18 protein-coding genes are annotated in these 22,389 nt (G+C 38.6%); 4 read left to right on the top strand and 14 right to left on the bottom strand.

Features of this window, described 5'->3' with window-relative positions:
- Positions 1–8: 8 nt before the first annotated feature.
- The 6 genes from asnB to safA all read right to left on the bottom strand — a co-directional run bounded on the left by asnB (position 9) and on the right by safA (position 7,105).
- Complete coding sequence (gene asnB / locus NLW78_RS00520; RefSeq protein WP_254494317.1) at positions 9–1,853, bottom strand: asparagine synthase (glutamine-hydrolyzing); 1,845 nt, start codon at positions 1,851–1,853, stop codon at positions 9–11.
- A 161-nt stretch (positions 1,854–2,014) separates the two neighbouring features.
- Positions 2,015–3,205, bottom strand: coding sequence for a NupC/NupG family nucleoside CNT transporter (locus NLW78_RS00515; protein ID WP_254494316.1), 1,191 nt, complete (start codon positions 3,203–3,205; stop codon positions 2,015–2,017).
- 75 nt (positions 3,206–3,280) lie between these two features.
- The gene (locus NLW78_RS00510; protein ID WP_254494315.1) at positions 3,281–4,267 is read right to left on the bottom strand and encodes a FecCD family ABC transporter permease; all 987 of its coding nucleotides are present in this window, start codon (positions 4,265–4,267) and stop codon (positions 3,281–3,283) included.
- Positions 4,268–4,274: 7 nt separating this feature from the next.
- Entirely contained in the window at positions 4,275–5,285 is a 1,011-nt protein-coding gene (locus tag NLW78_RS00505; protein ID WP_254494314.1) for a FecCD family ABC transporter permease, read from the bottom strand.
- Between the two features lie 96 nt (positions 5,286–5,381).
- Positions 5,382–6,323 (bottom strand): ABC transporter substrate-binding protein, encoded by a 942-nt coding sequence (locus NLW78_RS00500; RefSeq protein ID WP_254494313.1) that lies wholly within the window; start codon positions 6,321–6,323, stop codon positions 5,382–5,384.
- Between the two features lie 161 nt (positions 6,324–6,484).
- Positions 6,485–7,105 (bottom strand): SafA/ExsA family spore coat assembly protein, encoded by a 621-nt coding sequence (gene safA / locus NLW78_RS00495; RefSeq protein WP_437181939.1) that lies wholly within the window; start codon positions 7,103–7,105, stop codon positions 6,485–6,487.
- A 109-nt stretch (positions 7,106–7,214) separates the two neighbouring features.
- Between safA and NLW78_RS00490 the strand changes: the two genes are divergently transcribed.
- Positions 7,215–7,592 carry a hypothetical protein gene (locus tag NLW78_RS00490; protein WP_254494312.1) on the top strand — a complete coding sequence of 126 codons (378 nt, stop codon included), beginning with the start codon at positions 7,215–7,217 and terminating at the stop codon, positions 7,590–7,592.
- A gap of 43 nt (positions 7,593–7,635) precedes the next feature.
- Here the strand turns inward: NLW78_RS00490 and yhbH are convergent, their stop codons facing one another.
- From yhbH to NLW78_RS00470, 4 genes are all read right to left on the bottom strand, one after another.
- Positions 7,636–8,793 (bottom strand): sporulation protein YhbH, encoded by a 1,158-nt coding sequence (gene yhbH / locus NLW78_RS00485; protein ID WP_254494311.1) that lies wholly within the window; start codon positions 8,791–8,793, stop codon positions 7,636–7,638.
- Positions 8,794–8,948: 155 nt separating this feature from the next.
- Positions 8,949–10,208, bottom strand: coding sequence for a 2-oxoglutarate dehydrogenase complex dihydrolipoyllysine-residue succinyltransferase (odhB, locus tag NLW78_RS00480; RefSeq protein ID WP_254494310.1), 1,260 nt, complete (start codon positions 10,206–10,208; stop codon positions 8,949–8,951).
- A complete protein-coding gene (locus tag NLW78_RS00475) occupies positions 10,195–13,065 on the bottom strand; it encodes a 2-oxoglutarate dehydrogenase E1 component (protein WP_254496064.1) in 2,871 nt (956 codons plus the stop codon). Before NLW78_RS00475 ends, odhB begins: the two co-directional genes overlap by 14 nt.
- A 335-nt stretch (positions 13,066–13,400) precedes the next feature.
- Positions 13,401–15,296: a PrkA family serine protein kinase gene (locus tag NLW78_RS00470; RefSeq protein ID WP_254494309.1), complete on the bottom strand. Its 1,896-nt coding sequence runs from the start codon at positions 15,294–15,296 to the stop codon at positions 13,401–13,403.
- 207 nt (positions 15,297–15,503) lie between these two features.
- On the opposite strand from NLW78_RS00470, the gene NLW78_RS00465 reads away from it, so the two are divergent.
- Genes NLW78_RS00465 through NLW78_RS00455 form a run of 3 tightly spaced genes read left to right on the top strand, consistent with a single transcriptional unit; the run spans position 15,504 to position 18,863 of the window.
- Complete coding sequence (locus tag NLW78_RS00465) at positions 15,504–16,451, top strand: AAA family ATPase (RefSeq protein ID WP_254494308.1); 948 nt, start codon at positions 15,504–15,506, stop codon at positions 16,449–16,451.
- Between the two features lies 1 nt (position 16,452).
- Positions 16,453–17,655, top strand: coding sequence for a DUF58 domain-containing protein (locus NLW78_RS00460; protein ID WP_254494307.1), 1,203 nt, complete (start codon positions 16,453–16,455; stop codon positions 17,653–17,655).
- Entirely contained in the window at positions 17,652–18,863 is a 1,212-nt protein-coding gene (locus NLW78_RS00455; RefSeq protein WP_254494306.1) for a hypothetical protein, read from the top strand. The genes NLW78_RS00460 and NLW78_RS00455 overlap by 4 nt, the downstream gene beginning before the upstream one ends.
- Positions 18,864–19,087: 224 nt before the next feature.
- Here the strand turns inward: NLW78_RS00455 and trmL are convergent, their stop codons facing one another.
- The 4 genes from trmL to queG all read right to left on the bottom strand — a co-directional run bounded on the left by trmL (position 19,088) and on the right by queG (position 22,386).
- On the bottom strand, positions 19,088–19,561 hold the full coding sequence (trmL, locus tag NLW78_RS00450) for a tRNA (uridine(34)/cytosine(34)/5-carboxymethylaminomethyluridine(34)-2'-O)-methyltransferase TrmL (protein WP_254494305.1): 474 nt from the start codon (positions 19,559–19,561) through the stop codon (positions 19,088–19,090).
- A 46-nt stretch (positions 19,562–19,607) separates the two neighbouring features.
- Complete coding sequence (locus NLW78_RS00445; RefSeq protein ID WP_254494304.1) at positions 19,608–20,477, bottom strand: amidase domain-containing protein; 870 nt, start codon at positions 20,475–20,477, stop codon at positions 19,608–19,610.
- A 99-nt stretch (positions 20,478–20,576) separates the two neighbouring features.
- Positions 20,577–21,113: a methylated-DNA--[protein]-cysteine S-methyltransferase gene (locus tag NLW78_RS00440; RefSeq protein ID WP_367617645.1), complete on the bottom strand. Its 537-nt coding sequence runs from the start codon at positions 21,111–21,113 to the stop codon at positions 20,577–20,579.
- A gap of 139 nt (positions 21,114–21,252) precedes the next feature.
- Entirely contained in the window at positions 21,253–22,386 is a 1,134-nt protein-coding gene (gene queG, locus NLW78_RS00435; protein WP_254494303.1) for a tRNA epoxyqueuosine(34) reductase QueG, read from the bottom strand.
- Positions 22,387–22,389: the final 3 nt, after the last annotated feature.

The raw sequence follows: 22,389 nt of genomic DNA, 5'->3' as shown, positions 1-22,389 counted from the left end.
GATTCTTATCATTCAACAACGGTTACATTGTATGTTCTTAACCAATAATCAATTTGACATAAGTGGGCAATTAACTGTGGGCCCGTCATTAACTGACCAAACCATGGATCTTTAAACTCTTTTCCTTCGGTTGCCACTAACCTTTCAACCTTCTCTTTCCGAATGAATTGAAAAATAGGAGAATGCTTATCAGCTAAAATGTCATTCATCCATTTGACAACAGCAGCAGTATATTCAGGTTGATAGGTTTTCGGATAAGGACTTTTTTTCCGATATAAAATTTCATGAGGCAGAATAGACTCTAACGCTTTTCGCAAAATTCCCTTCTCTCTACCTTCAAACATCTTCATTTCCCACGGGATATTCCATACATACTCTACTAAGCGATGATCTGCATAAGGAACGCGAACTTCTAAACTCGCGCCCATACTCATTCGGTCTTTTCGATCTAGTAATTGTGCCATAAACCATTGCATGTTTAAGTAGAATAATTCTCTACGCTTGGCATCTTGTTTGCTCTCCCCGTCAAGTCGAGGGGTTTCATTTATCGTTTCCTCGTATCGTGAATAAACATATTCCTTCAACTTCAGCTTCTTTCTCCAATCTGGTTCAAGCAAGTCTATCCGGGACTCTAAGGAACGTACCCAAGGAAAACTATCTCCAGATGATTCTGGTTTGTGAAACCATGGGTATCCACCAAAGATTTCGTCGGCACATTCTCCTGATAAACTTACTGTACTAAATTGCTTTATTTTGCGACAAAACCAAAGTAAAGAGGAATCGATATCAGCCATACCAGGCTGGTCACGTAAAATAACAGCCTCTTTCAATAAGTCAGCCAATTCCGTCCCGCTAATCACTTCATCGTAATGGTTTGTGGAAAAATGCTTAGCCATAAATTGAATCCATGGCGCATCACTTGACGGCTGAAAAGTACTTTCTTGAAAATACTTTTCGTTGTCAGTGTAATCAATCGAAAAAGTCGTAAGCGGATCTTCGCCTCTTTCAGTGAAGTAATTTGAAGCTATAGCCGTTATCGCACTTGAATCTAATCCACCTGATAAAAACGTTGATACAGGAACATCTGCAACGAGTTGTCGTTCTACTGCGTCGACAAATATGTCACGTACTTGCTCTGCCGTTTCATCAACAGACTCCTTATGTTCTTTACTTTGAACATTCCAATAGCGCCATACGTTTAACCCATCTTTTGTAAATGTTAATGCGTGGCCCGGTCTTAACTCATCTATCCCTTTAAAGATACCTGTACCTGGAGTACGTGAAGGTCCTAACCCAAACACTTCCGCCAACCCAGCCCTATCAACTTCACTTTTCATATTCGGATGAGCTAAAATTGCTTTTAATTCAGAACCAAATATAAATTGTTCATTTTGATGTGAGTAAAATAAAGGCTTTACCCCTAGTCGATCTCGTGCCATGAATAATGCTTGACGTTGTTCATCCCAGATGCCAAATGCATATATACCATTTAACCGATGTACACATTCCTCATGCCATTCAATATAACTTGAAAGGAGTACTTCAGTATCAGATGTTGTTTTGAATCGATGACCTCGTTTCATTAACTCCCGGCGTAACTCTTCCGTGTTATACAATTCTCCGTTATATACAAGGGTATAAGAATAATCCTTCACAACCTTTGTCATCGGTTGTTTACCGCCTTCTAAGTCCACAACTGCCAGTCGAGTGTGCCCGAATGCAACATGTTGATTCATCCAAATACCGTAGTCATCTGGGCCCCTCTTTGTTAAAGTCTTTGTCATCTTCTGTAAAGAGTCCGTCTTAGTGCGAACGTCTTGTTGCCAGTCTATCCATCCTGTAATTCCACACAATGATGTCCACCCCTTTATGTCATTTAAACCCTTGTGTGCCCATTCTATGCGAAATTTTGATGGATATGACTTTCTCATAGCAATATAAAAGTATATGTTTCCAAAAAAAGGATTATTCTTTTATTGGACATAAAAACAGCCTCAATTGAGGCTGCTTTTTTTTATAGGAATACTCCAACAACAGTTGCGGATAAGATTGATGCTAAAGTTGCTCCTATTAACAATTTCATACCGAATTTTGATACACTTGCTGCTTTCTCAGAATCAATTGCTTGTACAGTTCCGGCAATGATTCCGATGGACGAGAAGTTTGCAAAGCTAGTTAAGAATACAGACACAATACCTACTGTTTTTTCAGACATGTCGGGGATTATGCTTTGGAATTCTAACATCGCAACAAATTCGTTTGTTACAATTTTCGTTCCCATAATTCCACCAGCCCGAACTAATTCATCTGGCGCAATTCCCATTAAGAACGCAAGTGGTGCTAATACGTATCCTAGTATTTGTTCTAATGTTACACCAACGAAAATGAGTTGAATAATCCAGTTTACAAGCTCTAATGCAGCAATGAATGCAACTAACATTGTTGCAACAATAAGTGCAATTTTTCCACCATCTAGTGCACCGTTTGCCAAGGCCTCAAATATACTTCGTGACTGGGTCACATTTTTAACATCTACTTTATCGTCTTCCTTACTCACATTTACTGGAGCTACAATGGAAGCAATGATAAGGGCACTAAACATGTTTAACGGTAAAGCAACTAATACATATTCAGGTGGAATCATTTGCATATATGCCCCTACAATGGAAGCTGATACGGATCCCATTGCGGATGCACTCACAATATATAGTCTGTTCCGGTTTAAATAATGGAACTGTGATTTAATCGCAACTAATGCCTCAGATTGTCCGAAAAAGATACTGTTAACCGCGTTAAACGATTCAACTCTCGGCAGCCCTGTTACCTTGGACAAGAATCCTCCAATATACTTAATAATAGTGGGTAAAATCCGCATGTATGTTAACACAGATAAGATTGCAGAAAAGAAGATGATAAGTAAAAGTACATCAAAGAAAAAAACATGTCCACCTTCCCCACGTGCAACTCCACCTAAAATAAAGTCGACTCCAATTGAACCAAATTCAATCAGTTTATTAAACCCTGCAGCAATTCGCTCAAGTACGAACCGACCAACATTTGTACTCAACATTAGCCAAGCTATAACGAATTGTAGGGCTATCATAATGAGAATACCTTTTAAATTGATTTCACTTTTATTATTTGACATAAAATAAGCAAGTAATAATACAACGAAAATCCCAACTAGACCTAATATGATGTCCATTTCTAGGTGCCTCCTACAACTATACACAAAATTATTTATCTCTATTATTTGCGTTCTTTTTTTGTTTCATCCAGTTTAGTTTGCGTTTAATTTACGTAACAAATATAAAAAATAGGGTGCCCCAATAACAGCAGTAAAAATTCCTGCTGGAACTTCTACAGGTGGAGCAATTCCCCTTCCTAAAGCATCAGCAATTAAGACGAGAATCATGCCAGTAAAAGCAGAGGTTGGCAATAAATATTGGTGGCGATTTCCGACAAGTTGTCGGGCTATATGTGGGGCAATGAGCCCGATAAAACCTAATGATCCGACGACTGCTACACTCGCTCCTGCTAGTGCAACCGCAATAAAAAGTAACATCATTCTTGTCACTCTAACATGCTCACCTAAGCCTTGCGCAACTTCATCACCTAATGCTAAAACGTCTAATTTCACTGCAACAATAATACTAATTGGTACAAAAACAATGACAAAAGGTAATAATAAGTACACATCATTCCAATTGTTCCCCCATAAACTCCCTGTTAACCAAACTAGCGCTGCATTCACTTCGACTGGGTATTTTACCATAAAAAATTGAATCCCAGCCTGACAAACGGCTCCTAGAGCGATTCCTACAAGAGCTAAGGTAGAAGGCTTTACGCCTTTTTTATAAGCAATAAGATAAAGGAAGACTGTTACGAGTCCTGCACCTAAAAATGCTGCCAATGGCAAAGCGAATGTTGGTGATTGTGGAAAAAGAATAATGGTTATAACTGCCGCCAAACCGGCTCCTTTCGTTATACCAATTACATCAGGAGAAGCTAAAGGATTCCGAATAACACCTTGTAAGATCGCCCCAGACACGCCGAGTCCTGCACCTACTAATAAGGCTAAAACCGCACGGGGAAAACGATATTTTTCTAAAATCGCTCCATATTGTATATCTAAACCAATAAGAGACTGAATAACAGTTATAGGTGAAATGAATACAGTCCCAATTCCAGCTGTAATAATGAACGTGAACAATGTAACAATGAATAAAATCGCTAGTAACAACAATGGTTTCTTATGCTTGGACATGTTCATTTCACCTACCTTCTCTTCTAGCTAAATATAAAAAGAATGGCCCGCCAATTAAAGCTGTAACGATACCTACTGGTGACTCTGATGGAAATGAGATAAAACGGGATAGTACGTCTGCACCTACTAATAAAACTGCACCAAGTAATGCTGAACATGGAATGACGTGACGATAGTCAACACCAACTAACTTCCGGGCAATATGGGGAATCATTAGCCCGATAAACCCAATTGGACCTGCTACCGCAACAGACGATCCAGCCAAAATGATGACGATAATGGCAGAAGCAATTCGTATGAACGCGATTTTTTGACCTAATCCTTTCGCTACATCATCTCCTAGCGATAATAACGTAAACGACTTAGATAGGAACATTGCGCCAATAATCCCGATAAGAGTCCAGGGAAGAATCATTTGTACGTGATCCCAATCACGACCGCTTAATGAACCGGCTAACCAAAATAAAACATCCTCTGTTGAATGTTCGTGAAATATGATCATCCCCTCAATAATCGAGGTTAAGAATAGATGAACGGTAATCCCAGCTAAGGCTAACTTTACTGGAGTCATTCCCCCATAAGAAGCCATGGAATAAACGATAAACCCTCCAACGGCCGCCCCTAAAAAGGCAAAATAAATAAGCCATGACTGAGAAAAGTTTGGAAGAAGAATTGCTACAATCACAATCATTAACGAAGCCCCTGCATTCACGCCAAAAATTTGCGGGGATGCGAGAGGATTTTTCGTAATTGACTGCATAATAGCGCCGGCTATGGCTAAGTTCATCCCGATAATCATTCCAATAACAGCACGTGGTAATCGTACATCATGTATAATTAAAGTCCCTTGTGTCGTTTCATCCGTAAAAAAAGATGCGATGACAGATGCAAAATCGATTTGATAAGCTCCGACACTTATACTGGATAATAGACTTAACATTAGTAACATTATGCCGATAGCATACGTTATCCACTGCCTTTTTCTTGAAACTCCTGCTTGTAAATTAAATTGACTCATTTTAACACTTCCTAGCTTTTAAGTACCTTTAACATCATACCAACTTTTTATATTGGTGAAAACCAAAAATAAAAGCGGAGTTACCTCCGCTTTTTTTTATTCCCCATATAGTGCTTGTATTGCGTCTTCTAAAATGGTTTCAGACGATATTAGACCACGGAATCTAGACCATGTGTTACGATCTACTTCGTAAATAGCGTCGTTTTTAACCGCACTTACTTCTTTCCATAATGTTTTATCTTCCCAGTCATTAATTATCGTTTGCTCGCCTGCGTTCATAGTAAAAATGATGTCAGGATTAAACTGTACCACTTGCTCTAAGTTAATTTGATTATAACGGTCATCCCCGCTTTGGATAGCATTCTTTAAGCCAATTGATTCAAGTAGTGAGCCTGTATAAGAGTCCATATTATGGGCATAAAAACCAGTGTTTGTTACAACTGCTGGTAGTACAGTTCTCGTTTCGTCTTCAGGTACTTGTGAACGTAGCTCTTCCATTTTTTCTTTATGTGCTGCAAGAACTTCCTGCCCTTTTTCCTCTTCACCAACCGCTTCTGCAATGACTTCAAATCCTTCTAAGATCCCTTCATAATCAGAAGCTAAAGAACTTAATACAATGGTTGGGGCTTCTTCAGACAAACTATCGTATATATCTTTATGACGTTTTAAATCTGCAATAATTAAATCTGGATTTAAAGATGCGATCAGTTCTTCACTCGGTTGTTTTCTCGTCCCAACTGATGTGTAATCATCAATTTTTTCACGGATTGGTGTAATAATACGTTCGTCGTCTTTGTCGTCTGCAATACCTACTGGAGAAATCCCTAATGCTGCTAGCGCATCAACATAAGAAAACTCAAGTACGACAATACGTTGCGGCTTCCCTGTAATTTCTGTTTCACCCATTTCATGCTGGATAACTCTCGTTTCTCCATCAGCTTGACCCTCTTGATTTTCATCCTCATTATTACTTCCACATGCTGCAAGACCAGCGACAACTAATAATAACATAAGTATAAATCCTAGTTGTTTTTTCATATTTATGTACCCTCCAATTTTTGTTTAATTGATAATCATTCTCACATACATTAATAATGATAATCACTTTCAATTGATTTGTCTAGCATAAATTTAATAAAATATTCAGTGATTTATGATAAAAATGGCTTTTGTCACGATGACAAAAGCCATTTCAACAATTATTTTTTTATAAACATTTGTGTCCAGTAATGACCATAACTTCCACCTTTAGCGTAACCTACGCCAATATGGGTCATCTCTGGATCCAATATGTTTTTACGATGTCCTGGACTGTTCATCCAAGAACGTACCACCTCTTCAGGTGTTCGTTGTCCTGCTGCAATGTTTTCCGCTGCTTTTTGATATGATATGTTGAAACTTTTCATCATTTCAAAAGGAGATCCGTATGTTGGAGAGTTATGCGAGAAATATCCCTTATCCCGCATATCTGCTGATTTGTAGCGGGCAACACGCGCTAATTGCCAATCGAATTGCAAAGGTTTCAACCCATTCTCTGCACGGTATTGGTTTGTTATTTCAGCAACTCTTTTCTCTACAGATTTTGTGCCTTTTGATAATGGGATGGTGACTTTATCTCCTGGGTAAATTAAATTCGGATTTTCAAATTGTGGATTGGCATTAATGATTTCGGAAAGGCCAATTTCATAACGTTTTGAAATTTTCCATAACGTATCTCCACGTTGTACCGTATAAGTATCTGTTTGAGCGGAAACTTCAACATGAAACACTAAGGTCATCAAAAATAAGAATGAACTGAACCACGTAACCATTTTTTTCATATCCATCTCTCCTTTCTACTGGAATAGTTTGTGTAAAAGTTTGGATATTAATCATAAAAATTACTATTCACTGTTTTTTAGAAATGGATCCAAACGAGAGGAGGTAAATATGAAAAACTTGATCATAGTAACTCGAATGCTTTTAGGATTTATCTTTCTCATAGCTGGTGTTAATGGCTACTTTGTTCTTTTTCATATTGATCCGTTTATTGAAACAAGTCCGTATGCTCTCACTATGTTTCCATATCAATACTTCTTAGTGTTAGAAAAAACAGTAGAGATAATAAGTGGTTTATTACTACTTCTCAACAGATTTATTCCATTAACTCTCATCGTATTGTCACCAATTATCACAAATATTTTTTTCCTTCATTTATTTGTTGATCACTCCTTACTTCCACTTGCTATTCTGTTAGTAATCCTACACAGTTATTTGTTATATCAATATCGACAATACTTCACTCCTTTGTTCAAAAAGTCAACTTGAACATAATTCAACAAAAAAACGATCCCTAATTGTAAGGGATCGTTTATACTTTCATTGCTTCTCCTTGTTTAAACAGTTCCTTCATTGCGTAAAATACGTCTGTTTTCTGCCGTAAAATGTAATGCCGAAACTTTGGATCTTCAATTTTCGAATAAGCACTCATCAAAGTAGAATGACGGTTATACTGGTTCACTTCACCATATCCGAACATTTGAGAATGCTCCATTAATTCTTCAACTAGTTTTAAGCATTTCCGGTTATCCGAAGTTAGGTTATCCCCATCAGAAAAGTGAATAGGATAAATATTGTATGATGATGGATTATACTTATCATCTATGAGCTCAAGAGCTTTTGTATAAGCAGATGAACATATCGTGCCACCACTTTCCCCTTTTGAGAAGAAATCTTCTTCCGAAACAACCTTCGCTTCTGTATGATGTGCGATAAATTCAATTACGACCGTATCGTACTTTTTCTTTAAAAATCGAGATGTCCAGAAGAAAAAGCTTCGCGCCATATACTTCTCCCATAACCCCATAGATCCTGATGTATCCATCATTGCAAAGACCACAGCTTTCGAGTCCGGCTCTTCTATATCTTCCCATGTTTTAAATCGTAAATCATCTGGTAAGATTGGTAAAACAGTTTGATTTCCTTCTCTAATATTTCGTTTTAACGCTTCTTTTAACGTTCTTCTTTTGTCTACATTTCCTTGTAACCCTTTTTTCCGCAAATCGTTAAATTCAATATCATGATGAACAATTTCATCTTTTTCCTTATCCTCTAAATCCGGAAGTTCTAAGTGACGAAACAATTCTTCTTCCAGTTCAGCGATGGATACGTCTGTTTCATAGTAGTCTGCTCCTGGCTGATCCCCAGGCTTTGATCCATCTCCTTGTGCCTTATCATCGTCTTTCCCTTTGGAAACGACGTCCCCCACCTTGCTGTCCCCTTTTCCTTGCCCGGCATGCTTATTCTTGTCATAATTATAGCGGATTTTGTATTCGTTCAATGAGCGAACAGGTACTTTTACAACTCTCTTTCCATCTGACATCACAATACTTTCTTCCGAGATTAGTTCAGGCAGCCTCTGTTTAATCACTTCTTTTACTTTTTCTTGATGCCTTTTTTGATCATCATAACCTTTTTGATGGAGGGACCAATCTTCTTCCGTAATTACAAAGTTTTTTCTTTCATCCATCCCTTTCCCTCCTTTTTAAAGCTTACAATATACTATGCGGATAAAGTACATGTTTTCACTCAATTCGGAAAATTCCTCTAAAAATACATCAAAAACCTTGTCATAACAAAAAAACCACTAAGCAAAAGAACGTTGCTTAGTGGTTTTTTTATACATTAGCCTTCTAGTAATAAATCAAATGGATCTTCCAACAACTCTTTAACACGAGTCAAGAATTGGACAGCTTCTCTTCCATCAATGATTCGGTGATCATATGACAATGCAAGGTACATCATAGGTCTAACTTGGATTGTATCATCAGGCATTACCATCGCACGTTTTTGTATTTTGTGCATTCCTAGAATACCAACTTGCGGTGTATTTAGGATTGGTGTCGATAATAGTGAGCCGAAGATACCTCCATTTGTAATCGTAAAGGATCCACCTTGTAAGTCCTTCAGTGATAATTCATTGTTACGAGCTTTCTTCGCTAAATCAGCGATTTCTTGTTCAATACCTGCGAAACCAAGGCGATCTGCATCACGCACAACCGGAACGACAAGGCCGTCCTCGGTCGATACTGCCATACCGATGTCATAAAATTTCTTCATAACAATTTCGTCGTCTTGGATTTCAGCATTTAATAATGGGAAATCTTTCAACGCACCAATGACTGCTTTCGTAAAGAATGACATAAACCCTAATTTAATTCCGTGCTTTTCGGCAAATTCATCTTTTCGCTCATTTCGTAGTTTCATGACCGCCGTCATATCTACTTCGTTAAACGTCGTCAACATTGCAGCTGATTGTTGAGCTTCTACTAAACGTTTAGCAATCGTTTGGCGTCTACGGGACATTTTAATTCGTTCTACAGGCTTATCGAATTCAGTTTTGGCAGAAGACTTTGGCTCCTCTTTCTTCGCTGCTTTTTTACTGTTTTCCACCTTTTCACGGGCTGCCAATTCTATATCCTCAGGACGGATCCGACCTAATGGATCTTTCGGATAAATCTCACTCAAATCAATTCCCAGTTCACGAGCGCGCTTTCTTGCTGCTGGAGTAGCTACAGGACCTTGGCTAGGGTTTGCTGCTTGTTCTGGCTCAGGTTGTTTTGCAACTTCTTCTTTTTCCGTATTTGTTGATTGTGTAGATGTCGGTTCTGCTTTCGGTGCTTCGGAAGCTTCAGGTGCTGCTCCTTTACCACTTTCATCTACTTTTGCAATAACATCGCCTACTTCTACGTCTTCCCCTTCACCTGCTACAATTTCTGTAATGACACCGGAAGCATCAGCGTTTACTTCGACATTCACTTTATCTGTCTCTAACTCTACGATTGCATCCCCTTTTTCTACTTTATCACCTACATTCACCAACCACTCTGCGATTGTTCCTTCGGTTATTGATTCAGCTAGTTCTGGAACTTTAATTTCCTTCACGAGAATCTCCTCCTTTATCCAACTTAAGCGCCTCATTAATAATACGATTTTGCTCTATCTTGTGAATATTTGGATCTCCAACTGATGGGGATGAACGGTACGTACGTCCTACATATTGAATTGTTTGATTGTCTTTTAAGGTACGAATGATTTTCCCTTTGACAAAATTCCAGCTTCCCATATTCTTCGGTTCCTCTTGAACCCAAACTATCTCTTCTACATTCGGAAACTTCTCTAAAATTTCCACAAACTGTGTTTTCGGGAACGGATAAATTTGTTCCAAACGTAAGATGTGCATCCAATCAAAATTTTCTTCCCTTTTTTCAAGCTCTTCTTCTATATCAACCATAATTTTTCCGCTACCTACTAATAGCCTCTCTACTTTATCTTTGTGTTCACCCAATCCTTTTTGTTCTAAGATCGGTTTAAATTTACCTTTCGTAAATTCGCTGCTATCACAAGCGATACGCTGGTTTCTTAGTAAACTTTTCGGTGTCACAAGCACAAGAGGTCTAGCTTCTTCTTTCCCTCCAATTGCCGCTTGGCGACGTAACAAGTGGAAATATTGAGCAGAAGATGTAACATTCGCTACCGTCCAGTTATGCTCCGCTGACAATTGCAGGAATCTTTCTAGACGGGCACTGGAATGCTCCGGGCCTTGCCCCTCATAACCATGAGGCAATAAAAAGACCATACTTGACTTTTGTCCCCACTTCGCGCGACCAGAAGAGATAAACTGATCGAATATCACTTGAGCAGCATTTGCAAAGTCACCAAACTGTGCTTCCCATAACACTAACGTATTTGGTGCTTGAACACTATACCCATATTCAAACCCTAAAACACCTGCTTCAGATAGAGGACTGTTATAGATGTCAAAGGACGCCTTCGCTTCTTCTAATCCGTGCATCGGGCAATACGTATCTTCCGTTTCTGTATCATGTAGGACTAGGTGACGGTGAGCAAACGTTCCCCGTTCACTATCTTGGCCAGTAATACGAATTGGGTGGCCATCATTTAAGATGGTTGCGAAGGCTAACGCTTCACCAGTTGCCCAATCAACCTTATTTCCTTCTTCTAACGCATCTTTACGCTTTTGCAAGATTCGCTCTAACTTTTTAAATCCATTAAAACCTTCTGGACGTTTTAATAGACCGTCATTTAATGATTTTAAAAGGTCCAGGGGTACAGCAGTTTCAATTTTATCAAGGCCATTGGCGACTTCCTCAGGAACATCTACGTCGACGCCATTCTTTTCGTTTTCTTTCATACCATCGTAGATACGTTTTAATTTACTATGAACTTCATCTTTTACTTTCGTAAATTCTTCGTCACTAATGACCCCTTCTTCCTTCAATCGATCAGCAAACACATGTAGAACAGTTGGGTGTTGATCAATATCTTTATAGAGAGAAGGCTGTGTCATTCTCGGCTCATCCATCTCGTTATGACCATAACGACGGTAACCTACTAAATCAATTAACACATCTTTATAGAACGTTTTTCGATATTCGTATGCGAAAGCTACTGCAAGTAAACACGCAATCGGATCATCAGCATTTACATGGATAACGGGAATTTCAAACCCTTTTGCTAAGTCACTCGCGTACATTGTGGAACGGCTATCCACGTTATTGGTCGTAAAACCTACTAAGTTATTAGCAATTAAATGAATCGTTCCACCGGTGTTGTAGCCTCGCAGCTGAGACATATTCAACGTTTCCGCTACTACACCTTCTCCAATGAAAGCAGCATCTCCGTGGATGACAATACTAACGGCTTTCTCTTTTGAATGCTTTGCATAGCCACGCTCAGACCGGTCATCCTGTGCTGCTCTTGTATATCCTCCAACAACAGGGTTTACGAATTCTAAATGGGAAGGGTTGTGTGCTAACGTAATACGAGTACGCTTTGCGTCTTTCCCTTCTACTTCCCGATCAGCACCAAAATGATATTTTACATCCCCAGTCCAACCGTAGTTAATTCCTTTTGAACCTTCTGATGGTACTAATTCTTTATTCGGTGCGTGATGAAATTCTGAAAAAATTTTATCATACGGCTTTCCTAACACATGAGCTAACACATTAAGGCGCCCTCTATGAGCCATACCCATCATAATATGTTCCACTTCATCGTTAGCCGCTTCTTTTACAATTTGGTCTAGCATAGGGACCATCATATCTAATCCCTCAATGGAGAAACGTTTTTGTGCTACAAACGTTTTCGCCAGGAAGTTTTCAAAGCCTTCAACTTCCGCGAGTCGTTTTAATAGCGCTTTTTTCTCTTCATGATCCAGTGGTACCGTAAAGTCACCACTTTCGACTTTTTGCTGTAACCATTCTCGTTCACTATCATCTTGTACGTGGTAAAACTCGTAGGAAATCGTCCCAGAATAGCGTTCCTTTAACTTATTTACTAAATCCAATCCATTTTGTACGTTCTTTGGTGTTGATTTTACGAGCCATTTAGCTGGTATTGCTTTTAAATCTGCTTCTGTTAATCCATATGTTTTCGGATCAACGAGCGGTGAATAACGACTTTTTCTCTTTCCAACAGGGTAGACATTGGCTTCAAGGTGACCATGGCGCCGAATTGCATCTACTAGTCGAATTGCTGACGACACTTTTTCTACATCAAAACCTACATCTACTGCTCCCCCCGACTGTTGGACTCCGTCTTGTTTCATCCAATCTGGCGCTCCAAATTGTTCGAACATTTCACGTAATGACGGATCAACTGCATCAGGGTCTTTTATAAACAAATCGTATTGCTCTTCAATATAACCCATGTTCGGGCCGTGGAAATTCTCCCATATGCTGTTGTGTGACCCTTTGTTAGACACTTTTACTACCCCCATTAAATTGTCGTAAACGTTTCCAATATCAGTTCTATTATAGTTTTCCATCCCGAAAGACTCAACACATTTACCCGAATATTCGACATGATAAACGTAAAATATTGGATAGACTGCTCTGCTGAGCGTTGGAATGGATTAACAATACTACGTATACTAAATAAGTATATATAAAAAAGCGTATACAGAAAAGTGTGTAAGTAAAGAAAATTCAACTTTTATACAATAAAAAACATTCAGCAAAATTGCTGAATGCAAAAAGTACTACCATCTATATTCTATGCCCATATATGAAATCTATAATGTATATCACCAAGATGCGACAAGTTTTTCGCGATTTAACGATTTAGTAAACTACCAACATAACGGAGCAGCTCATTTGCTGACGTAGAATCATAACCATATTCGTCTATTAATGTAGCAATCACTTCGTTAATCTTTTTCAGTTGTTGTTCATCCGGCGTTTTCGTTGATGTAGTAATTTTCACAACATCTTTCAAATCGGCAAACAATTTCTTTTGAATGGCTTCCCGTAACCTTTCGTGGGATTGATAATCAAATCGCTTCCCTTTTCGTGCATAGGCTGAAATACGAATTAAAATTTCTTCTCTAAATGTTTTCTTGGCATTTTCTGAAACACCAATTTGCTCCTCAATAGAACGCATTAACTTTTCATCTGGGCTCATTTCCTCCCCCGTTAACGGATCTTTTAGTTTCGTCTTATTGCAGTACGCTTCTACATTGTCCAAATAATTATCCATTAACGTCTTAGCTGACTCTTCATAAGAATAGACAAATGCTTTTTGCACTTCTTTTTTTGCAATTTCGTCATATTCCTTTCGAGCAAGTGAAATGAAGGATAAATAACGTTCTTTATTTTCTTTTGAAATGGATGGATGATGATCAAGTCCTTCTTTAAGCGAACGAAGAACATCCAGCGCATTAATCGAATTCGAATCTTTTTTAATAATAGCTGATGAAATACGATTCATAATAAAACGGGGGTCAATTCCAGACATACCTTCATCTGTATGCTCTCTTTTTAGTTCACCTACATCTACGTCACTAACTCCTTCAACATCTTCCCCGTCATACAAACGCATTTTCTTCAATAAATCAATGTCTTGCCGCTTTGAATCTTTTAATCTCGTTAAAATGGTAAAAATGGCTGTAATTTTTAATGTATGTGGTGCAACATGTACGTTTTTCATATTACTTTCGGCAATCATTTTATGATAAATTCTTTCTTCTTCACTCACCTTTAAGTTGTATGGTATTGGCATGACAATCATTCTCGAATGTAACGCTTCATTTTTCTTATTTGCTACAAATGACCGATATTCTGCTTCATTCGTATGAGCAATGATGAGTTCATCAGCACTTATTAATGCAAAACGACCGGCTTTAAAATTGCCCTCTTGTGTTAAAGAAAGTAAATGCCATAAAAACTTTTCATCACATTTTAATATCTCTTGGAACTCCATTAAACCACGGTTGGCAACATTTAGTTCCCCATCAAACCGATATGCCCGGGGGTCAGATTCGGAGCCATATTCAGCTATTGTTGAAAAATCAATAGATCCAGTTAAATCAGCAATGTCCTGTGACTTCGGATCAGATGGACTAAATGTTCCAATTCCTTTTCTTTTATTCTCTGATAAAAAGACGCGTTCTACTTTCACATCTTCAATTCTTCCACCATATTCTTTTTCCAGCCTCATCATATTTAGCGGTGATAAATTTCCTTCAATTCGAATACCATATTCTTCGTAGAAGTCATCACGTAAATGGTGCGGAATGAGATGAAGGGGATCTTCGTGCATTGGACATCCTTTAATCGCAAAAACAGCTCCTTTGTCTGTATAAGAAAATCGTTCTAAACCTCTTTTCAGTAATGTCACAATTGTAGATTTACCACCACTAACCGGACCCATTAACAGCAAAATTCGTTTGCGGACGTCTAATCGTTCAGCAGCAGGGTGAAAATACTCCTCCACTAATCGCTCCAACGCTTCCTCCAACCCGAAAATTTCGTCACTGAAAAATTTATACCCTGTACGACCATCCTGTTCCTCTACACCAGCTTCCTTGATCATTTGATAAATACGGGAGTGAGCCGATTGGGCTAAGTACGGTCTTTCTTTTAGTAATTCTAAATACTCTGCGAAAGTACCCTCCCACTTGAGCTTCTCTTCCTCTTTTCTGTAGCTCTCAATTTTGTTTAAAATTTCCATTCATCGCCCTCCCAGCCAAATATTAGACAAAGGATATTATTAAAATATATATATGTGTCGAGCTTCAATATGATGAGAAACGATTTGAAGATTCCTGTATTTGTCCTTGCACAATAGACGTGGCACCAAAAAAGAAAATTCGTTTTTAAGCTCGTTTTTGATACGATAGAAGAAATAAGAAAGTGAATGATAAAGGAGTTACCATTCATGTCACAACAAAATTTACTTGCAGCAGGAAAAAACGAATTAAAAAAAGTGATTATCGGACAAGATCACGTTATTGATTTACTTTATATTGCATTAATGGTTGAAGGGCATGTGTTATTGGAAAGTTCCCCTGGTTCAGGGAAGACGAAACTTGCGAAAAGTTTTGCCCAAGTTACAGATGGCTCATTTAACCGAATTCAATTCACCCCGGATGTTCTTCCAAGTGATGTGACGGGAGTTAATTTTTTTAACCCAAAAACGGAACAGTTTGAGCTTCGGATGGGGCCGATACAAACCAATATATTACTTGCTGACGAAATTAATCGTGGAACCCCACGAACACAAGCAAGTTTGTTAGAGGTGATGGAAGAGCGACAAGTAACAATTGACGGTGAACAAGTGAGCATCAGGACGCCATTTTTAGTCATTGCAACACAAAACCCAATCGAGTCAAATCAAGGTACTTTCCCATTACCCGAAGCTCAGTTAGACCGCTTCCTTTTTAAAGTGAAAATGGGCTATCCGACGTTAGAAGAAGAAAAACAAATACTTCATACATACCGCGGGCAAGAAGGAGAGTCAAAGTTAGCAACAATATTAACGAGAGAGGACATTCATCTGTTACAGAAGAAAACGAAGTCTGTGAAAGTAGCACAGGCTGTTGAGGATTATGCTTTACATGTTGTCCGTTTCACTCGTAACCACCCTGACATCGAATTGGGTATTAGCACAAGAGGGGCATTAGCGTTAATAAAAGCAAGTCAAGCTCTTGCTGTACTTAAAGGGCGGGACTATGTAACCCCTGAAGATGTGAAAGGGCTCGTCCCCTATGTGTTTGAACATCGACTCGTCTTATCTATGGAAGCAACAGTGCGAAAAAACGTTGAACAAGTGGTACAAGAAGTTATAAAAAGTGTAGAAGTGCCCGTTGAACTGAGTGAGGGGTAATATGGAGTGGCGTAAAAAACTTAGCCCTGGTGCCAAAGAGACAACAGACATCGTCATATCCATTGTCTTCGTTACGACATTAATAGCTTTCATTATAAATCAACCTGTCTTATTTATGGTGACGGGTCTCCTCGTTTCCTATATCCTTGTCTCTACATTATATGATAAGAAGATTGGGGATCAGCTTCACCTTCACAACAAGAAGACAGAAATTCGACTATTTCCAAAAGAAGTTGGGGAAATTGAGCTCAATCTACACCATAACTCTCATTTGCCAATTATTAACGGCCAATTAACGTTTACACTAAATTATAATGTAAAACCAATAAACAAAAAGTTTATCGTAAAAGAGGATGAGGAAGAGACGAAGTGCCAGGTCCCATTCTCTATTTATAAAAAGGGGTTAACGACGATCAAAATACCGATAAAGGCTATCAAGAGGGGAACTACAAAAGTTCAACATATAGAAATACAGTTTCCCCATATCGTGAACTTTCATCACATTACCCTCCATTTTCATAAACCGTATTTAACTGAAATCATAGTCTATCCAGAACAAACTATCGTTCATGGACTAAATGATAGACGTCAACGGGCAATTGGGGAGGAAACATCACCATACTCATTATACGAAGATACGTTATACCCCATTGGGACAAGGGGTTATGTACCAACTGATTCCTTTTCACGTATTCATTGGAAGGCTACTGCGAGGAAACAAAGTTTGCAAACAAAAGTTTATGAACGTAGCCAAAATACATCAACAGCCGTTATCGTAAATATTAGTGAAACAAGTCACCTAGGCAATCGGTATGTAAGCCCACATTTAGAAGAATTATTATCGATAACCCGTTATGTTAGCCAAACCTTACTTCAAAACGGTACGCCAACTACATTATTTATAAATGCGAAGAAGCTGGGTTTCCCTCCATACCGTTCATTTCAATTCGTAAACGGTAAACAAGACATTCAAGTCATGCTAGAATGTTTAGCCAGAATTAAGCCTGCAGAGCTGGTGACAAATCCGGTCACAATGGCTTATGACATCATTTGGAAAAAAACGGGGCCTATACATTATGTTTTCATCGGTACGTGGGAAACTGAATTCCCTCACATCCAACAGCAAGTGAAACAAAACGATGGTCAAATGACACTAGTTCACCATGAAGATGGGGAAACGATATTGAAAGGAATTAGAACATGAGTGATAAGCAGCTAGTAACAAGTTTTTTACAATCAATAAATGAATATATCTTGTTCTACTACCTTTTTTATATACTGTTTTCCTTCTTTTCTGCTCTGTTGCTACCGGTACCGTACTTCATGTTTAGCATTAGCATACTCGTTATGTATTGCGTATCTGCAGCGATATTTACATCTTACAGACCATATATTGTACTGGTTCCTAGCCTGATTTGGTTCAGCAGCTATTTCTTTACTTCACCTTTTTTCTTACTTAGTTTACTCGTCATGACGTTAACGTGGCGGTTTATTGTAAATCATAACAACCCTTTCCTTGGTAACGAAAAGAAGCTATTTTTATTTACGAGTGGACTGGGAATTGTATGTTTTGTTATCTTTAAGGAACATTATTTCGTTTGGATAGCCCTTGGCCAGTTTTTCTTATCGATTTTCGTCCATCTTGCAAACTCTTATATACGATCAAATCAACAATTATCGGTACGGTTTGCTTCTATCCTTGTAAGTGTCTTTGCTCTTATGACTGCAGCTTGTTTCATCTTTTTCATTTTATTTGATGGAATTCGCGCCTCTATAACAAAGGTTGTGTCAGTAGGGGCAGCTGTTGGTATCCATCTCGCAAGTTGGGCATTACAAGGCATTGATTATGATCCATTTCAACAAAATCGATCAACTGAAACCAATTACGAAGGTTCCTTTCAAGGGCACGGGGAACGTTCAGAAGAGCTTCGTGAGCTGGAACAGCAGCAATCTACAGGGGTTTCAGAATTAACAATACTTATTGGCCAATATGTATTGTTGGCCATTTGTATTTTGGTTCTTGTTTTTATCGCCTGGAAATTATATAAACGAAAAGTCGTCCCAATTATGAACTTGACTAAAACGAATGAACATCTTCAACATGAGCCTATATTCGACGAAAGTGAAGCACCCCTATACAAAAGGAAGCGTAAAGCAAAACCAAAGGATACAGTTCGACGGCAGTTTTATGAATTTGAATTGTTGACGAGCAAGTCAGGTTTTGGTCGATATCATTCGGAGACAATTGAAGATTGGTTCACCCGTATCGGTCTTCCACTTCACGATATCCACCTTTATGAAAAGGTACGATATGGAGAAGAGACGCTATCACAACAGGAGATAAAAAAGTTTCAACAGTCTCTACAACAATGGAAATCGTATATTAAGACTAGAAATAATTACACTACGTAATAAAGTGCTACACAGAAAAAAGATTTTTGATATAATAGCAGTTAGTTATGTACATAAGTGGTGAACAATAGTAAAGGAGGCCATTGCCATGGGTTTATTCTTAGTTTTAGGAGTATGTGTCGTATTCCTTGTGGCCATTTTTTCTGCTGGTTACAACTCAAAATAATACGTCGATGATAAATAGTGATACAAAAAATGCCGACACCTGTTATGTCGGCATTTCTTTATTTTACATTCGGAAATCCTTGTTGACGTAAAGCTTCGTACACAATAATGGCAGCGGTATTTGATAAATTAAGAGAACGAATTTTATCCGTCATATGAATTCGTAAACAACGGTCTTCTTTTCCCTCTAGTAATTCCTCCGGTATCCCGTCTGTTTCACGTCCAAATACGAAAAAGATATCCTCATCTGGATTACTATAATCATAATCGGTGTAATGCTTCGTACCAAAGTTTTCAATATAATAAAATTGCGCATCAGGATACTTATCATATAGTTCATCTAACGAATCATGATAATGTAGGTTAACATCATGCCAATAATCTAATCCTGCTCGGCGCAACATTTTATCATCTGTTGAAAAACCTAGTGGGCGAATGAGGTGTAAAGATGCATCCGTCCCAACACAAGTACGGGCAATATTTCCTGTATTTGCCGGAATTTCTGGTTTATACAATACTACGTGTATGCCCATCGTGTCACCTCTTTTATGTCTATTAGCCCGAATATTATATCATATTTTACCCTTTTATTTTGAAAAACTTGTATGATGTTTTAGTCGTCCATGCATAAGAGTCCTCATAACTCCAATGACGATTGCGACTATTATCAGAATGGGCATTGACTAACGGTTCACCACGCCCATCTTTTGCGACAACAATTGCTGTATGGTTCCAATTCCCGTCTCCTTCAAAATCATAACATATGACATCACCAGGTAATAAATCCTTTGCATCTGTTACCTCTTGTGCCATCAGCCCTTTATCAGAACTACTTAAATACCAGCGGAAGGAATGGGCTACCGACCAGCTATAACTCCAATTATCCCCCCGAATCCACCATCCTTTCGATCGGCTCGGAAACCCCCACATCGGTGCACCACCTGCGTGCAAACATTGGGAAACATAATTCGTACAATCTTTCTCAAACTGATAATACTTAGGGTTAAAATCGTTCCACCATCGTTCCGCGTATTGAACAGCCTTTCTTCTATCGTATTCGAATGACCGACTATGAAACTCTTCGTTATGTGAGCGTTCTGGGGTAAACTGGCCTTCCCTCCCTTGATTCACATTATTCGAAACAACCGAGTGTTCAACTAACTTATTTTCTTCAAACCGCGCTGATAAATGAACTAATTGCTCCTCCATAAATACGTGATCATTTTGTCTTAATAAAAATGAAAAGTGTATGCCGTACTCTATAACATTGGTACGTTCATTTGGTACTAAGTCACGATAAATTTGTCCGTCACCGTTTGCCCGTAATACTTTCACACCGCGATTGGCAAAAGCCTTCTGCTTTCGCTCCCACCAATCCATATTTTTAACAGACTTAATCAGTGCTGCAATCCATTCTTTTTTCAACGCTTCATTCGCTTCATTTTTCATCCGCAACCCTCCCTCTCTCTTTACATTATGAAAAGGAGGCAGTAATTCATGAAAAAAACATAAAAAGAGAGCCCTCACTGTAACGTTGAGTTGACTCTCCTACGAACTTTTAATAAATTGTTGAACATCTTCTAACTTTAATAAAGTTTTTTTCTTATCCAAGCCACCGTTATACCCTACTAACGCACCGTTACTTCCAATCACTCGATGACATGGAATTATGATAGCAAGTGGATTTCGATTTACGGCACCACCTACTGCTCGAACGGCCTTTGGAGATTGGATTTTAATTGCTATGTCTTTATAGGAACACGTTTCTCCGTATGGAACAGTTTGCAATGCTTCCCATACTTTTCGTTGAAATGTTGTTCCATGTAGTGCATATGGAAGATTGAAAGATGTTCGTTCTTTTTGAAAGTACTCATGTAACTGCTGTTTCGCCATCTGGAGTATCGAGTTTTCTTCCCGAAGCAATCGTTCTCCTAATAAATGAGCTTTAGCCCATCTTTTTACCAATGGTCGAGTTTGGTCTAAGGAGCCATAATTAATGAAGCAAACTTTCTCGTCACTCACAACAATAGTAAGTGGTCCTATTGGAGTTTCAATTGCATCCACAAATAAGAGGGAATGTGTCACGATTTTAATACCCCTTTTCCATTTTTGTACATTTTACATTAGTTAATCGTTAATGTGAAGGTACATTCTTACATCTTATAAAAAAAGAGCAGTACATGTGACATGTACCGCTACGTTAATTTAGTTTATTCAAGTTTGACTAAACACTTGCAAAGAAGGCGAGCCCTTTCTTCATTTCTTCTATTACTTCTTCATCTTTTTCCTTTGAAATCGCCTTTTCAAGCGCTTCTTCAGCTTGGTCACCACCAATTTTCCCTAACGCCCATGCAGCTGTGCCACGAATAACAGGTCGTGGATCATTCTCCATGACGTAGATCAAATCATCGATTGCCGTTTCATCTTTATAATGGGCGAGAGCTAATATAGCATTTCTTTGTATTGGTTTTTTTCCACGCCAAGATCCAGAAATGTAACCGAATTTCTCCTTAAATTCACGATTTGACATTGTCAGCATTGGCTTTAGCTTCGGCTTGACGACTTCAGGGTCTGGCTCCATTTCTTCATGGAAGTGAAAGTCTTTCCCTTTATTTTTCGGACAAACGAGCTGACACGTATCACAACCATAAACGCGGTTTCCTAATTTATCACGGAATTCATCAGGTAAGAAACCCTTTGTTTGTGTTAAAAAAGCAATACAACGTTGAGCATTTAATTGTCCACCTTGCACAAGAGCTCCAGTAGGACATGCATCCACACAAATGTTGCAGTCACCACAATCTTCCTCAAGGGGTTGATCAGGTTCAAACGGAATGTTCGTAATCATTTCTCCTAAATAAACGTAGGAACCAAATTCCGGTGTAATAATCGCACTGTTTTTCCCGCTAAACCCAATCCCTGCTCGTTCTGCAACAGCACGATCAGATAGTTCTCCTGTATCAACCATCGACTTTACCGTTGCCTCGGGATACTTTTGCTGAATAAAATCAGCTAATTTATTTAATCGTTCACGCAAAATATGGTGATAATCCGTCCCCCAGGATGCACGGGCAAATAAGCCACGACGCTCTCCCTTTGTACTTCTGGGAGCATCCTTCATTTTGGAGGGATATGCCATCGCAATTGAAATAATTGATTTTGCCCTTGGCAATAACCTCTCCGGCGTTGTACGTTCTTCTACGGTACCTTTTTCAAAGCCTGACTGGTATCCTAACTCTTGCTGAGTTAACAAACGGTCCTTTAACGTCTCAAACACGTCAGCAGATGCAAAACCAATTTTATCAATGCCAATCTCTTTACTATATTGAATAATTTCTTCTTTTAGAGACTGATTCATGTG

Source organism: Salirhabdus salicampi (genome assembly GCF_024259515.1).
Lineage (GTDB): Bacteria > Bacillota > Bacilli > Bacillales > Alkalibacillaceae > Salirhabdus_A > Salirhabdus_A salicampi.
Note: the sequence above shows the minus strand (reverse complement) of the source record. Positions and strands in the feature narration are given on the sequence as shown.